The sequence below is a fragment of the Campylobacterota bacterium genome (assembly GCA_020633995.1).
In the GTDB taxonomy this organism is placed as follows: Bacteria; Babelota; Babeliae; order Babelales; family RVW-14; genus JACKCO01.
In genome coordinates, this window is sequence record JACKCO010000004.1 from 91,604 (window position 1) to 107,703 (window position 16,100).

Annotated in this window: 14 protein-coding genes; 8 read left to right on the top strand and 6 right to left on the bottom strand. The window is 41.2% G+C overall.

What is annotated here, in order from left to right; all coding sequences use genetic code 11:
* Positions 1-68 precede the first annotated feature (68 nt).
* Both zwf and gnd read left to right on the top strand, forming a co-directional pair.
* The gene (zwf, locus tag H6679_03510) at positions 69-1,466 is read left to right on the top strand and encodes a glucose-6-phosphate dehydrogenase (protein ID MCB9493315.1); all 1,398 of its coding nucleotides are present in this window, start codon (positions 69-71) and stop codon (positions 1,464-1,466) included.
* Positions 1,454-2,365 (top strand): decarboxylating 6-phosphogluconate dehydrogenase, encoded by a 912-nt coding sequence (gene gnd / locus H6679_03515; GenBank protein MCB9493316.1) that lies wholly within the window; start codon positions 1,454-1,456, stop codon positions 2,363-2,365. The genes zwf and gnd overlap by 13 nt, the downstream gene beginning before the upstream one ends.
* Before the next feature lie 516 nt (positions 2,366-2,881).
* On the opposite strand, the gene H6679_03520 is transcribed toward gnd, so the two are convergent.
* From H6679_03520 to trxA, 4 genes are all read right to left on the bottom strand, one after another.
* Complete coding sequence (locus H6679_03520) at positions 2,882-3,535, bottom strand: DUF1669 domain-containing protein (protein ID MCB9493317.1); 654 nt, start codon at positions 3,533-3,535, stop codon at positions 2,882-2,884.
* Between the two features lie 36 nt (positions 3,536-3,571).
* Positions 3,572-4,465, bottom strand: coding sequence for a hypothetical protein (locus tag H6679_03525; GenBank protein MCB9493318.1), 894 nt, complete (start codon positions 4,463-4,465; stop codon positions 3,572-3,574).
* Positions 4,466-4,486: 21 nt separating this feature from the next.
* Positions 4,487-5,836 carry a cysteine--tRNA ligase gene (locus H6679_03530; protein MCB9493319.1) on the bottom strand — a complete coding sequence of 450 codons (1,350 nt, stop codon included), beginning with the start codon at positions 5,834-5,836 and terminating at the stop codon, positions 4,487-4,489.
* Positions 5,837-5,939: 103 nt separating this feature from the next.
* Complete coding sequence (gene trxA, locus H6679_03535) at positions 5,940-6,425, bottom strand: thioredoxin (protein MCB9493320.1); 486 nt, start codon at positions 6,423-6,425, stop codon at positions 5,940-5,942.
* 148 nt (positions 6,426-6,573) lie between these two features.
* Here trxA and H6679_03540 point away from each other — a divergent pair, with 148 nt between their 5' ends.
* Positions 6,574-6,888: a cell division protein FtsL gene (locus H6679_03540; protein ID MCB9493321.1), complete on the top strand. Its 315-nt coding sequence runs from the start codon at positions 6,574-6,576 to the stop codon at positions 6,886-6,888.
* Positions 6,881-8,545 (top strand): penicillin-binding protein 2, encoded by a 1,665-nt coding sequence (locus H6679_03545; GenBank protein ID MCB9493322.1) that lies wholly within the window; start codon positions 6,881-6,883, stop codon positions 8,543-8,545. Before H6679_03540 ends, H6679_03545 begins: the two co-directional genes overlap by 8 nt.
* Here the strand turns inward: H6679_03545 and H6679_03550 are convergent.
* Complete coding sequence (locus tag H6679_03550; protein ID MCB9493323.1) at positions 8,542-8,919, bottom strand: YraN family protein; 378 nt, start codon at positions 8,917-8,919, stop codon at positions 8,542-8,544. The two genes, H6679_03545 and H6679_03550, sit on opposite strands and share 4 nt — an antisense overlap.
* Before the next feature lie 58 nt (positions 8,920-8,977).
* Positions 8,978-9,859, bottom strand: a complete 882-nt coding sequence (bamD, locus tag H6679_03555; GenBank protein MCB9493324.1) for an outer membrane protein assembly factor BamD — start codon at positions 9,857-9,859, stop codon at positions 8,978-8,980.
* A 276-nt stretch (positions 9,860-10,135) separates the two neighbouring features.
* On the opposite strand from bamD, the gene yidC reads away from it, so the two are divergent.
* Genes yidC through H6679_03575 form a run of 4 tightly spaced genes read left to right on the top strand, consistent with a single transcriptional unit; the run spans position 10,136 to position 16,088 of the window.
* Positions 10,136-11,743, top strand: a complete 1,608-nt coding sequence (gene yidC, locus H6679_03560; protein MCB9493325.1) for a membrane protein insertase YidC — start codon at positions 10,136-10,138, stop codon at positions 11,741-11,743.
* 15 nt (positions 11,744-11,758) lie between these two features.
* Complete coding sequence (recR, locus tag H6679_03565) at positions 11,759-12,358, top strand: recombination protein RecR (GenBank protein MCB9493326.1); 600 nt, start codon at positions 11,759-11,761, stop codon at positions 12,356-12,358.
* Between the two features lie 7 nt (positions 12,359-12,365).
* Positions 12,366-14,765 (top strand): LPS-assembly protein LptD, encoded by a 2,400-nt coding sequence (locus H6679_03570; protein ID MCB9493327.1) that lies wholly within the window; start codon positions 12,366-12,368, stop codon positions 14,763-14,765.
* 33 nt (positions 14,766-14,798) lie between these two features.
* Positions 14,799-16,088: an aminopeptidase P N-terminal domain-containing protein gene (locus H6679_03575; GenBank protein ID MCB9493328.1), complete on the top strand. Its 1,290-nt coding sequence runs from the start codon at positions 14,799-14,801 to the stop codon at positions 16,086-16,088.
* Positions 16,089-16,100: the final 12 nt, after the last annotated feature.

Here is a 16,100-nt window from a genome sequence, read left to right on the forward strand (position 1 = left end):
CCTGTCTGTACACTGGGCATTTATGTGTACGGCAGGCAGCTTTTATTTTTTAATGATGGTTTGGTACTATGCAAAACGAATGTACGTTTGTTCTGTTGGGGGCAACGGGTGATCTGGCAAAGCGTAAGCTGATTCCAGCTATATATAAACTTGTTGCCGACAAGATGATTTCAAAATTTGTGTTGGTAGGTGCAGCACTTTCAGATACAACAATTGAGCAGGTGCTATCCGATGGTAAAAAATTTATTACAGGCATTGATGAGCAGGTCTGGCAAAAAATTACCCAGGCGGCTTATTACCATCAGATGGATTTTCATGATGACAGTGCGTATGCGCCATTTTATGAGTTGTTGCAGCGCGTCGAGCAAAAGCATGGTTTGTTTGGCAATAGGATTTATTACCTGGCGGTTATGCCCCAGCACTTCGCATTTTTAACCAGAAACTTAGCTCAGTGTTGTATTGTCAGACAGCGAGATGATCATGGTAACGAGCCGTGGTCGCGCATAGTCTATGAAAAGCCATTTGGTTATGATCTAGTTTCAGCGCAAGAAATTAACGACAGCATAGCTCAGGTATATGATGAAAAACAGGTATACCGTATTGATCATTATCTTGGAAAAGAGCTGGTGAGCAACATAGCGCTAGCACGTTTTACCAACCGCGTTTTTGAGCCGTTGTGGAATAATGAGCATATTGAGTCTGTGCAAATTGTGCTGAGCGAAAAAATTGGCATCGAGGGCAGGGGAGAGTTTTATGATGCTTGTGGTGCGCTTAAAGATGTTGTGCAAAACCATATGCTTCAGATTCTTTCGTTAATTGCAATGGAGCCACCTGAAATGTTGACAGCCAAGCAAGTGCGTGATGCCAAAGCTCAGGTTCTTAAAGACGTTAATGTTGATAACGTTATTTTAGGCCAATACAAGGGGTATTTGCAGGAAGCAAATGTCAATAAAGACTCGCAGACTGAGACATTTGCAGCGCTTAAGCTAACCGTCGATAACCAGCGTTGGCAGGGTGTACCATTTTATTTGAAGACGGGAAAATATCTTAAAAATAAAGAGGCAAGTGTACATATTAAATTTAAGATGGTTAAGTGTCTACTTGACTGGTGTCCCGCAGATTCAAATTACCTGACTATCAAAATTCAGCCCGACGAGGGTATCTATCTTGATTTAAATGTCAAAAAACCTGGAGTAAATAATCAGGTAACGCCTGTAACGATGGATTTATGCCACAGTTCTATTTTTGGACCTAATACGCCAGAGGCCTATGAAACGCTGTTAGCCGATGTTATAAAAGGCGATCAGTGTGCCTTTGTTCGCTCAGATGAAATTATTTTATCCTGGAAGATTATTGAGCAGGTACAGCAATTTGAAAAAAAATTGTATGCCTATGAAAAGGGGGGAGATGGGCCAGCTCAAGTTAAGCAGCTTGATAGTGAAAGGGAAATTACATGGAAAGCATGAAGATAGGACTTGTTGGACTTGGTAAAATGGGCCAAGCCATTACTCATCGCCTTGTTCAAGCGGGACATAACGTTGCTGGCTTTGACATGGGCCAGCAAGCACGGCAGCAAGCGCGTGAGAGCGGTGTTGAAATTGTTACAACGCTTGAAGAACTAGCTACCAAAGCTCGCATTATTTGGATTATGGTTCCACAGGGTGAACCTGTTGATCAGGTGATTGAACAATTATTACCAAACCTTCGCTCAGAAGACATTCTCATTGATGGTGGTAACAGTTTGTACAAAGACACAATCAGACGCCATCAAGCATTGCAAGAGAAAAAAATTCATTTTCTCGATTGTGGCACATCAGGTGGTGTGCATGGTCGTGATATTGGATTTTCACTCATGGTTGGCGGAGACCAGCAAGTCTTTGAAAAAATAATACCGTTGTTTGCCGCCGTTGCAGCTCCAGATGGATTTGGTTACATGGGTCCGGCTGGAGCCGGGCATTATGTAAAGATGGTGCATAATGGTATAGAGTATGCATTGCTCCAAGCATATGGAGAAGGCCTTGATCTGTTAAAAAATGGACATTATCCCAACCTTGACCTTGAAAAAGTAACCAAGGTATGGGCAAATGGCTCGATAATTCGCTCATGGATTGTTGAACTGGCGCACGAAGTTTTCGAGCAAGACCAGACACTTGAGCATATCTCAGGTTATATAGCTGAAAACAAGACAGGGCAATGGACGTCTCAGGCTGCTCATGAGAAGAACGTACCAGTCAAACTGATTGATGAAGCACTTGCCATACGTGCATGGTCACGCTCTACTGGTGGTAATTTTGGAACAAAGGTTGTTGCCATGTTGCGCAATAAATTTGGTGGGCATACAGTAAAAAAGAATGAAGAGGAGTGAGAATTATGCAAACAGATAGTTTGATTGATATTAGTTGGCCAATCAGTCCAGATATGACAGCTTACAAAGATCGTAAAGTTGTAGTGTTTGAGGCAACTAAGACATTTGATAAAGATGAGGTACGAGAAGCACTTGTTACCCTTGGGACGCATAGCGGTACGCATGTAGATGCACCGGCTCACTTTGTTAAAGATGGTAAAACTATTGATCAAATAAGCCTAGATCATTTTATTGGTTCATGCCGAGTGCTTGACATGACGGTGTGTAAAGAAAAAATATCAGCTGATGATTTGCGTGCTCATAAGCCGCAAGAGCATGAAATAATTCTGCTTAAAACAAAAAACAGTCAACTTAAGGTGCAAGAGCCATTTAACAAAGACTTTGTGTATATTGATAGCTCGGCAGCTCAGTTTTTGGCCGAGTGCCGAGTTAAGACAGTTGGCATTGATTATCTCGGCATTGAACGAGGCCAGTCCGATCATGCTTCCCATATTGCGTTGTTTGAAGCGGGCATCATTATTGTTGAAGGGCTGCGGCTTGCGCAAGCGCAGGGTGGGCATTATTTTTTGTCATGTTTGCCTTTATTGCTTGCTGGCCTTGAGGCCGCTCCGGCTCGCGCACTGCTTTTGCCTTTGCCCTAAATGGCTTACTGATCTTTAAGAGCTGAGCAAATTCTTTTCGGTAGTCGGTGATAATATTTTTATCGTCAGTGACTATAACGTTTTCGCGGTGTTTTTCGTTGGCTGATTTTGTCCAGTTAAATGAACCCGTCCAAACGACAGTGTTGTCAAAGATTGCAAATTTATGGTGCATAAGCACATCGTCACTGCCAAAAAAATTTTTGTGAGCTTTGCTTTGATCAAATACTTTGACCACGACATTGTTTTCGGCTAAGAAATCTCCCTTGCCAAATTTGTCACAGCTTATGGGGTCTACAATAACGGTAACTTTGACCCCTCGGTTATGAGCGTCGATTAGTGCCTGAGCTAGAGGCTTTGCTGTAAGCATATAGACAGCTACATCAATACTTGTTTGAGCATGTTTGATAAGTTCGATAAGCTTTGTAGAAACATCATCGCGGGGAGAAAAAAGACTACGACATTCTGGTTGTACCCGAAGTATTACACTAAGTGCTAGGAAAAATAAGACTCCAGCCATACGCTTTTTCATGCGATGCATCTCTCTCTTTGTTAAAAATGTACAATGCTATTCACTTCCTCTTATACAGGCATAGCACATTTTTACTCCTTCCCACAACCAACAGCAAGGTTCTTCGTCTTTATGGTAGACTCGTGTAGTCGGTTGGGGTTGATAGTTTTTTATAAATGATGCAATTTCTAAGTTAGTGTCCTCTAGCTGCTCTATAAGATTCTTGCCGGAGCGATCTTGTACATTTTTATTGGCGCCAGCATCAAGAAGCTCTTTTAAAATGCTTTTTTGCAGGTCAGCTGTTTTTAATTTTCCTATTAACCATTTCCAAGTGTTCTTGTTGAGTTCGATTTGTTCAAACTGAGCCGCTCGTTCTTGGTAATTTATGTGAGCTGCAAGACTAAGGGCGCTGCAGTCTAAAATATCATTGTAGACGTTGACATCTGCGCCGCAATCAATAAGTGCAATCATGCTTTCAATATTGCCGGTCAGTACTGCACACATTAACGGGGTTAACCCATGGGTACTTTTTTTGTTTAGCATTGAGCGAAAAAGTAAGCAGTAGTGTCCTTCTTTGTTTTTCCCTAAAACAATTTGGCTTTCGAAATTAAGGTCGCATTGCAGGGTTCCATACATTGCATGAGTGTGTAATAAGGTGTTGCCTTGTTCCAAGAGTACCATGTAAGCCGGCCAGTTTTTTTCCTGAAATGCAAGTTCTAGCGCGGTAAGGCCTTGGCCGTCTCTAAGCGAAAAATCATAAGTGTTTACTTTTAACAGTGCCGTCAATGCACTTACTGGAGTTCTGTTTTTGATCACTTCGTGTAGAGAGTGTTTGCTCATTTGTTCTGTTGTCATATCGTCAAGCAACAGCGTAGCTTTTTCAGAAGCCTCAAGCGACTGAAGAAAACTCATGCATGACAGAGCCAGAACGAGTGTTGCATGTAAATGCATGAAGCCCCATTTTTATGTTAGTTACCCTATTTTTTTATCTTGTGCTTGGTAGCCCATGGCAGTCAGTTGGTCGCGAATAGCGTCTGCACGAGCCCAGTCTTTTTGCTCACGTGCTTGTGTTCGCTCATCTAGCAATGCCTGAATCTCTGGGGTAATGTCAAGGGTTTGCTCTTTGAACGGTTGCAGCGTAAGCCCAAGTATACCTGAGAGCATGGTGTAGATAAAGTTGGCAAGTTCGAGTGATGTCTTTATTGTGGCAAGGTTTTCAAATACAAGTCCCAAAAGCTTTGGGGTATTCAAGTTATTGCATAGTGCTTGCAGCATAGTGTTAGCAATATCAGATTGTTCTGCAAATTGTTTACATTGCTTGCTGTTGAGTATTGTAAGAGACGGGTCAGAAAAATGGGAGCACAGTTTTTTGTAAGCTGTTTTTGCGGCGTCAACATCAACGGGATTAAAGTCGATTGGAGTTGTGTAATGGTGTTGTAAAAAGAAATAGCGCAGTACCATGGGGTCAACAGTTTTAAACGCTTCGTGCAGCGTCATAAAGTTGCCCAACGATTTTGACATTTTAACTTTGTTAACATTTACAAAGGCGTTGTGTATCCAGTAGTTTGCAAATGGTTTGTCGTGAAGCGCCTCTGTTTGGGCAATTTCATTTTCATGATGAGGAAAAATAAGATCCATGCCGCCACCATGGATGTCAATTGTTTGTCCGAGATGTTTTTTGGCCATAACAGAACATTCAATGTGCCATCCTGGTCGACCATAACCCCATGGAGACTGCCAGTATTCGTTATTGTTGTTGCCCTTCCATAGTGCAAAGTCACTAGCATTTTTTTTACGCTCATCAACATCGACGCGTGCACCGGCCAACAAGTCATTTAGATCTCTGCCTGAGAGTTTGCCGTATTCTTTAAATGTGCTGATGTCAAAATACACATCGTTATCAATAACGTAGGCATGTTCTTTTTTGATGAGTTCTTCGATGAAGATGATAATTTCTGGAATGCATTCCGTCACGCGTGGTTCATATTCTGGCGTTATGCAATTGAGTGCTTGCATATCATCGGTGTATGCAGCAATGAATTTTTCAGCGACATCTTTGTATGTCGTATTTCCACCCATCTCTTGGGCACGATTGATGAGCTTATCATCAATATCAGTGAAATTTCGTGCGTAGGCTACATCGTAACCTAGTTGACGCAGCAGGCGGAGTAGAAAGTCAAAATGAACATATGCTCGGCCGTGGCCAAGGTGAGCGTAATCATACGGTGTTATACCACAGACATATAAATTTACTTTTCCTTCTTGCAAAGGAGTGAAAAATTCTTCTTGCTTAGTGAGTGTGTTTGTAATTTTTAGCTTCATTTTTTTAGGTACCTGTAAAAAAGGAGTGTACGAACAAGTACACTCCCGAATCAATTATCTATGACTTGTAAACTTGTTGTTAAATCAGCAACCTCTTAAGCAATTATGCTGTTGGAGCTGTTGCGGATGTAGTTCCTGATTTTGTTGCGGCTTGCTTCAAATTGTCTTCAATTGCTTTTTTAAATGCTGCTTCGCTTTGGCCGCCGACGATCTGACCTTTTTTTTGTCCACCATCAAAGAACAGAAACGTAGGGATGGCTGTTACACCATACTTATTGGCGAGTCCTTTTGCTTTATCAATATCGATGCTGACAAATTTATAGTCTTTGTTCATTTCACCAGCGAGCTTGCTAAAAATAGGGAGCATGGTTTTGCATGCACCGCACCATGTTGCCCAAAAGTCAACGACAACTGGTTTGTCTGATTTGAGGACCATGGTATTGAAATCTTGTTCGCTTACAACTTCGGTAACGTGGGTTGATTTCTTATTGTTTTTTGTTTTGCTGTTTGCCGTGCTGAACCAATCTCCACACCCCGACAGGATCGCTATCAAACAGATCAACCAAAGACGTTTTAACGTTGTACTCATGCTACTCCTTTTCTATAAAGATATTATTTTTACACCATGCAACTTAGCATACCCTGAAAAAACTACAAAGTGTAGATTTGGTCAAAATGTTAATGATATCTTGCCCCTAGGAGGGTTGTTCACAGATTTATTGTACAAAGGGAATAAAATGGGAGCCTATAAATACGTAATTGGAATCTTATTATCTGCTACTTTCTTGTTTTGTTTTGCCAAAATTTATCAACACAATACAATTATTCGCTTGCGTTATAAACTTCAGCGGTTAGAGCAAGAGCACAAAGGTCTTGAGCTTGAAAAGCAGCAATTGTTGGTCCAGGTTTGTCAGTTGCAAGATCACAGTAAGGCAAAAGAATTAGCGCGTAAAGAGCTGAATATGCAAGAGCTTAACCTCAAACAGGTCAAAGTGCTCACTCTAAAAACAACTACATCTCAGACAGTGACAATGGGAACCTTTCATGCGTAAATGGTATAACCATGTAGATATCTCTCGCTATAAGATGCGTGTGGGGCTTGTGTGCCTTTGTTTTTTTGTAATGTTTGCGATCATAGCATTGCGGCTTTTTCTGCTACAGGTAAGACAAAAAGATTTTTTTATGCTGTTGGCACGAAGTCAGTATCAAACAAATTTGAGCATTGTGCCAGCGCGAGCAGAAATTTTTGACCGCTCAGGTAGTGTGGCGCTGGCATTTAACAGGCAGGTGCAGTCCGCATTTGTTCTTAAAAATCAGTGTAAAGATATTGCTAAATTGAATGACTTTTTAAGGCGACATTACCCCGATGTGTACAAAAAGATGAACGAACATCCACAACAAAACTTTTTCTGGATTGAGCGTAAGCTTAGTTCAGAGCGTTATTCCTGGCTTAAAGGAGCCGATGTTTGCGATATTAATTTTGTTGGCGAAGATCAGCGTGTTTATGCACAGCCTTCGTTAGGGCAAGTGATTGGGATAACTGATGTTGACAACGTTGGATTGACCGGAACAGAGCTTTTGTTTTCAGAGCAACTATGTGGAAGCCCAACACTGGTCAGCATTGAAAAGGATGCACGTTCTGGATCATTTTACTTTGAACAAGCAGTTCAGCAGCAGGGAAAAAAAGGAGATGTGCTGCGGTTGTCGATTGATAGTACTTTGCAGTCTCTTGCTTGGGAACAACTTAAACAAACCGTTGAAGAGTATGAAGCATTGGTAGGTACGGTGCTTATTGTCAATCCTGACAATGGTCAGGTGCTTGCACTTGCCAACTATCCATCTTTTGACCCAAATCAAAAATGTACCGATCTTGACCTACTTAAAAATAATGCTGTCAATGAATGTTATGAGTTGGGCTCAGTTTTTAAAGTTTTCACTGCGCTTGGTGCGCTTGAGCAGGGTGTGGTTGATATGGATGAAGAAATTGATTGCGAGGGAAAAGTGTCCATGGTTAATCGCGTACGTGTTGAAAATTGGAGGCGGTTTGAAACAATGACGTTTCGCGATGTTGTGCGCTACTCAAGCAATATTGGTATTGCAAAAGTGAGTATGCGGTTGGGGCATAATTTGTATGATCATTTGACCATGCTTGGCTTTGGTAGAAAGACAGGCATTGAGCTGCCGGGAGAACGTGATGGGTTTGTCAATCATCCGTCTAAATGGAGTAGGCCATCGGTCATTGTTTTATCGTTTGGATATGAAATCATGGCAACGCTTGCCCAGCTTGCGCGTGCCTTTTGCACCATTGCCAATGGGGGTTACGACGTACCACTGACTCTTTTATGCCAGTCTAAAGGGAACGTGGCGCATGCTCGCAGGTTGTACAAAGAAAAAACGATTGAAGATGTCAAATCTATTTTGACTGACATTGGCGTTCGTTATCCCGTCGATGGGTTTCAAGTGATGGGCAAAACTGGTAGCGCTCGGTGTGTTAAAGATGGTAAGTACTCACCTCTGCATCATAATTACACGTTTGCAGGAATTGTTGAACAGGGTGCATACAAACGCGTGGTTATTACGTTTATCAAGGAGCCAAAAAAATATGTTCAATATGCATCCCAAGTTACAGCGCCCTTGTTTCAGCGAATTGCGCATAAAATGGCACTGCATGATCTTATGAGTCTTGATGTTACGGTTACGAACTCTTAGCCAGCCTGAAACGCATTGGGCAAATAGTTGACGTGCCATGTTCCATTTTGACGAGTGACAATGGCAACATCGAATCGCAAAACCTTGTCGACAACACTTTGCTTCATGGCAAAGTGTTTGGCTGTTTTGATGATTTTGTTTTGTTTGCTTTTTGTAATGGTCTGCGTTATGTGAAAGTACTCATTAAATCGTGTTTTAACTTCAATAAAAGCAACGACATCATCTTTTTGTGCAATGATGTCAATCTCACCAGCACGTGTTTGATAGTTACGCGCGATGACTTGAAAGCCATTTGCCTCAAGATGCGTGCTGACAGCTTGTTCGCCAGCACGCCCAGTTTTTTGCTTAGCTAATGCTTGTGTGTTGTTTGTCATAACTCTGAATCAGTGCGAAATGTCATCGCCGATCAGCGCCGGAGATGACATTGTCAAATTATGCAAGGTCAAGAACAGTTGGTTTGTGGCTGCTGCTCGTATCAAGCGATTGAGCCATAACGGTAAATTGAGACTGAGGATATTTGGTATCCAATATCTCAATTTTGTGTCTGATTGAGTCTTTGTTATTACGTTTTTTCTCAAGTTTACACTCTAAAAAGAGTAGACGTGGTTCAAGTGATGAATTTTGTTCTAGAAAGTTGGCTCGTAGATGTTTGAGCCGGTTTTCTGCAGCTTGTAGTTCGCCTTGTTTGAGGTAATAGTTAAAAACGTATACTTCTTTGTCTACGAGTTTGTTTATGCAGGTTGTTTGAATGTCTTGCACGTCACGACGGTAGCGTAGCTTGCTAGCGTCGGCTAGATATTTTTTGCAACTTTTGATTGTTTTTTCTGTTCGTGTTTGGTCGCAATCGGTGCGTAGTGTTTGGTAAAAATTCGAAAGAATGGATTTGTACTGAGCATACTCAGCGTGTTTGCTTGCAGGGTAGTAATGTTTAAAGTGAGAGTACATTTTCTTTGCTGATGGATAACTTGCTGTTTTAAAGTACATCTCTGCAAGCATTAGTTTGAACTTACCGATGTTCGGCTCATCTGGGTAGTGTGTGACAATTTTTTCAAGATACGTGATGGCATCCATTTTACGTTTGCGCTTGATGCTATCAATCGCGTGTTGTTTGAGCTCGGCAAGAGTAAGATCGTCTTCTTTGTTTAGTTTCTTCTTTTTCTTTTTTTTAATCGGTTTTTCTTGATTTTGTTCAATGGGGATAGTTGTTGTTTTTTCTTTTTTTTGTTTGCCACATCCACTCAGCGTTAAGCCTAGCAACCCTAGGCAGAGGTAAGTGGATAGCGTGCTTACTGACATTGAGCGTGTTTTTTGCATGATTGCTTCCCCGATTTTTAAATGTGGTTTGCGTGTAAAAAACGAACATAAAGGAGTTGTGATAGAGAAATACGTTTTATAGTTCACTTCTGTATCTGTGTGTAATGCTTACGATACCAATAAAAAAAAATTTTACCAGCAGGCAATTATCAATGATAGCGCTAGCGACAATTGCATTTCTTTGGTAGAATTCTCATTTTACAGTAGTTTCAATGTTTGTATGTATTTTAATTTATAATTTCTTATTGAATTTATAGGCAACGCAAGGAAAAATTTATGGATAGAAAATTACTTCTGTCAATTGCACTTTCATTGGCGACGGTTGGTGCCATGCATTACTTTTTTGGTAAATTTTCTCAGGCACCTGAAAAAACGGGGCCTGTCAGCGTAGAACAGCAGGAGCAGACTGCAGTTTCAGGGCAGCCGATCAAAGTGCCAACAACTCAAGATTTGTATAAACCATTGGTATTAGATGTTTCGTTTGCCGCTGAGCGTAAGGCGGGGTTGGATGAGTCTAATACGGTTGTACAAACAGATTATTGCACTGCTACGTTTTCAAACTATGGTGCAATATTAACATCACTGGATTTTGATCAGCATACAGGTAGAAATAAAACTGCGCTAAAAACGGTCCAGGCAAAAGGAGTCCACGATGAGCAGCAACGTAAAAAAGGTTGTTTCTTGCTTGCGCTGGACGAGAACACTCCGTTTATTTATACGCTTAAACAACGACGTGAAACTGATGGTGGCATGGAGCTTGTTTTTCAAGCAGAAAATGAGTCGTGGGTTATTACAAAAGAGTACGTGTTTGTAAAAGATAGCTATCAGATTGATGTGATTGTTGGGTTTGAGCCAAAAGTTGTACAGGCAAAGCCGGTCAAGCCACGCCTCTTTTTTGTAGCACCATTCATTAAGGAGATTGAGCAAGATAGTTTGAGCGTTGTTGCGTGGAATGAGTCAAAGCAAGCTATTGACAAGTCTGAAGCGGTTAAGGCCCAGGGGCTTGTGTGGCCATGGCAAGGAACAGATCCGTTGTTTGGGGTAGAGAACAAGTATTTTGTTCATGCATTAATTAACGACCCAAGCAAATTTGTGCAGCGTGCCTATGTCAAGTATCTTAACGATCGCGAGGTGCTTCCTGTTCTTGAGGGTCCTGAAGTAACTGAAGGGCGTGAGTGGAGGATGTCATTTTACTTTGGGCCAAAGTTATTTCAGCATTTTGCAAAAGCTGATGCACGTCTTGAAGAGCTTTTGTCTTTTGGATGGTTGTCATGGCTGTGTAAGCTACTTCTTCAACTGTTGGAAATTATCTACAAGTATGTTGGCAACTTTGGTTTTGCTATCATCATTTTGACAATTTTGCTCAAGATTCCATTTACCCCATTTTCTATTTATGGACGTCGTAGAATGGAAGAATACCAAAAACATCAGCCGATTATTAACAAAATTAGACAAAAATATCGCAATGATCTGAAGCTAGCGCATGAAGAGATTATGAAGTATCACAAGGATCACGGTCTCTCCCCAACCGCGCATATGGTTGGTTGTTTGCCACTGCTTGTGCAATTGCCAATTTTGTTTGCACTCTATCGAGTCTTGAACAATTATTTGGCGCTTCATCAGGCACCATTTATTGGCTGGATTGTTGACCTGTCAAGCAAAGACCCATACTACGTACTTCCAATCTTGATGGGTCTTTCCATGCTGGTTCAGCAGATTATTGCTCCCGTCAGTGATGAAAAACAACGTGCTGTCATGATGTTTATGCCTGTGATTATGACTGTCGTGTTTTTGAACTTTCCAGCAGGTCTTGTCTTGTACTGGTTTGTTAACAACGTGTTGACAGTTGCTGAAGATTCTTTGAGAAAATATATCTTCGGGTAATGGCAGGGAGGAGCCGTGTTTGGACGACTTCCTGCTCTGAGCAGGCTTATTAGGCAACTACAGAAAGTTCCCTTCTTGGCGTCTAAAAATATCGCCAAGGTTGCAGTTTATTTTTTGACGCGCGATGATAAAACAATCGATGAGCTCGTTGAATCGATCAAACAGGCGCGTGAACAAGTTAAATTATGTACGGCATGCTTTAACTGGACGGAGCAGCAGGGACTGTGCTCAATTTGTAGTTCGCCAAAGCGTGATGGCAAGGTTATATGTGTCGTTGAAACATGGCATGATTTATGGTCGATAGAAAATACCGGCGGTTACGAAGGGGTTTATCATATTCTGGGGGGATCACTGTGTCCGCTTGAGGGCATAGGTCCTGAACATTTACATATTCAGCCTTTGCTCAAGCGTCTTGAAGGTGATGTTCAAGAAATTATTTTTGCAACCAACCCGACTCCCGAGGGTGAGGCGACTGCAAGCTTTATTTCTTCAAAAATACAGCATCTTCCATTGACGATCTCTAAGCTTGCAAGCGGTGTTCCTACCGGGTCAAGTTTGGAATATATGGATCGTATAACTATAGCTAAGGCGCTTGCAGGTAGAAGGCCATACTAAGGTTGGCGTGACATATTTTAAGTTCATTACTCGTCTTGGTTTGTGCCTGCTTAGCTTTGCATTGTTGGGTAATGTACATGCAGCACTACCCAAAGTTTCAACAGCCATTGATCGCATTAAAATAGAAAGCAAGCGTCAAGTTGTACATGCGCTTGAAACCTTTACGTTTTATGATCAGGTGGATGTACTTATTGATGAAAAAATCCATTTGTGTGCTGATGTTGTCACCTTTGATAAGAAGAAAAACATTATTGTCGCAGAAAAAAAAACAGAGGGACACGTCAAGGTTGAAGGGCAAGACTTTCTCATTTTGACTGACCGCTTTGTTTTCGATCTTAATGATCAGACGGGCCATGCTGATTCAATAGTTTTGCATGTTGATGAAGGATATGTGTACGCGCAACAAGCAGAAAAGATTAATCGCCGTGATTGGCATATAAAAAGTTTACAGTTTACTCCCTGCGATGGGCGCAGGCCACACTGGCAAATGAAAGCTAAGCGTGCAATGTTACGCGGTGGCTATTTTATAAAGATGCACGATGCGCTGTTTAAGGCGGGGCCATTGCCAATATTTTCTTTGCCACGCTTTATGTTGCCAATTGGTCTACTTTCGCCTCATACAAGCAGTTCAGGTTTTTTATTTCCGCGATTTGTGCTCGATTCTGATTACGGCATTGGTTTTAAGCAAGAGTATTACTATCGAATACATGAGCATGCTGATACAACACTTGGTCTTGACTGGCGCGATCGTCGAGGTATTGTTTTTTTTGATGAATTGCGTTGGGCCCGATCGCCGCAAGATTTTACACTTTTTAATGCTCACTATGCGGTTGTCAATGACAATCTTGTGAGACGAAACAAAAGGGTGGTGAGTAAAAAACAACACCGTTATTGGGTTGTGGGTAAGGATTTTCGTACCTTTGATCTTTTTTCTGGTAAGGACATTGATCTTAATAGTTTAGTCAGACTTGATTTTGGGACTGATAAGCGTATTGGCTATCATTTTTTTAATACGATAGAGGACGTTGAAGACAGTTTTTGTAATTCGGTTATAGCGCGACTAGCCAGTCCAAAAAATTTGCTTGAGCTTAGTCTTGACAGTATTAAAACGAATAGACGACAATTTATTGATTTTTCATTGACGCAAGATGCGCATTTACATGAGTTGAGTCAAAAGCTTGCTTGCAAGCGGGAGCAGGAAGGGACAGCTATTTGCAAGCGTAAAGAGCTGGAGGATCGTGTTTCAGTTGTCAAGGTGCCGCATTTTGAAGTTAATCAGGCGTGGCAAAGGATTGGTGATTTTCTCTCATACAGACATGATTTTTTCATAGACCATATTTATTATCGTCAAAAAGAAGCAGAGCGTACCTATTCTAACTCTTTGCTTGTTGACACTCGTTTGTTAAAGCCATTGGATGAAACATCGCTTATTCGTTTTAACTATCATGGCAATGTATCTGCTCATGCTCAATTTTATTCAAATGCATTGACAGCTTATTTTAAGCCAGTTGTTCAAGTCAGATCTGACAAGCAGCAAGATGCTGTATTTTCAAAAAATGTGTGGGAAGAACGCGTGCTTGGTCGTGGTGGTTACCGAGCTTTTTTAGCAGCGGGAGCTACATGGGCTTTTCCCGAGTGGAGCTTGCTTTCCCATAATGGCTCGTGGGGAAACTATTTTCAGCCGTGTTTGACCTGGGATTTTGTTCCAAGGTTTTTTCAAGATCATTGGTATTATATGGACAAATGGGATCGTTTCTTTGCAAAAAATCAGCTGGGATTGACGTTACACAATGCATGGCATAAGGACCCATGGCATGCAGAGATCTGTTTGAGTCAGGGATATGATTTTTTCCCATCAAAAGATCGTTTTTTCCTTGATCGGTCAGTGACACATGAGCATTTGTTGCCTTTTCGTTTGAATGCTGAAGGGGGCTTTAGATATGTCAATTTTGTTTGTGATCAAGAATATGATTGGAAGCGCTTTAACCTTTTGCAGTCGTATTGTGGTGTTGGTATTAATACAGATCGTTTTAATATCTCTTTGGGTTATCTTTATCAAGATCGTAAAGCCCAAGAAGTTAGAGATATTTTAACCAACGTTTCTCATTTTTTATTACTTAATTGTCAAATACCTCTTGGCAAATGTGCGACGCTGTTCTATGATGCACAGTTATATGCTCAGGGCAAATCAAGCTTCTTAAAGTTAGGTACGGTAAGACCATTGCTCCATCGTATACGTTTTGACTATGCTGGACATTGCTGGGGCTTTTATTTGGGTTATGAACAGAAGCGGTACCGAGAATTTGGTAATAATCGCAGTGAACATGCCGTGGTATTTTCTTTACGACTTGATTCTCTCGGTTCATTTGCAAAGAAATTTAAAAGGCCTCAATTTATTAAACGTTGAGTTTATCAGATTGATTTGACAGAAAGGGAGTGTGTGCATTTTTCAAAACCTCAAAACTATACTTTATTCAAAAGACGAAGAGCGATGCTTACAGAGTTGGTTAAGCAACAGTTTGCTCAGGTTCGAGATGGCATTATTTTGCTGTGTGGTGCGTTTGAGCCTGATCGTACTGTTTTTCGTCAAGAAAGTTCCTTTTATTATTTGACGGGAATCACTGAACCTGGTGTTATGTTGGGTATCGATTTGAATGAGCAAGAGGTTTTATACGTTCCCCAGTTTTCCTCAGTACGTCAACAGTGGGTAACAACGACAATTGATGCTGAACGAGATGCAACACTTTTGGAGGTGGATAGCATAAAATTTTTAGGTTCAGAGCAAAAGGGGTACTCGTTTGTACCTATTTTTACGCTTGAAAAATATCAAAATATTTTGGCTACGTTAAAAGAACGTATGGTGCCTGATACAACGTTATTTGTTATTCGTGATGAGCACCAGACAGGTGCTGTCCTGCAGTATCAGCTCCTTGATTTTTTAATTGGTCAATTAGGTATTTCGTATGAGCGTGTTGTCAATGTTGCTCCAGTAGTGCATGAAATGCGTAAAGCCAAAGATGAGTACGAAATAGATTTACTCTACAAAGCTGCGCAGCTGACCAGTATGGCGCAAGAGTCAATAGCAAAGGCTATTCAACCTGGTAAATTTGAGTACGAATTGCAGGCAACTATTGAATTTATATTTTCTCACATAGCTGCCGCAGGTCCAGCATTTCCGTCGATTGTAGCAACTGGACAAAATACAACGATCCTGCATTACACTGATCGGATACATCAACTGAGAGAAAATGAACTAGTAGTTGTTGATATTGGTGCAGAATATGGGTATTATGCAGCAGATATTACGCGTACTTATCCTGTAGATGGTGTTTTTAGTACACGGCAAAAAGAAGTATACAACATAGTGTTGGAGACGCAGCGCTATGTTGAAGGCATTGCAAAACCAGGAATGTTTTTATCAAACCCTGAACAGCAAGATAAGTCACTCCATCATTTAGCAATTAAATTTTTAGAAGGAAAAGGATACGCACAGTATTTTTGTCATGGCATAGGGCATTATTTGGGGCTAGATGTGCATGATGTTGGTTCATACAAGGTTCCGCTTGAGCCGGGCAATGTATTCACTATTGAACCAGGCCTGTATATTTGCGAAGAGAATATCGGTGTGCGTATTGAAGATGATTACGTCATGACTGACGAGGGGGCGGTTTGTTTAAGTTATGAATTAACCAAAGAGGCTGATGAAATCGAGAGATTAATGGCCCGCTAAAAAGATCTAAAA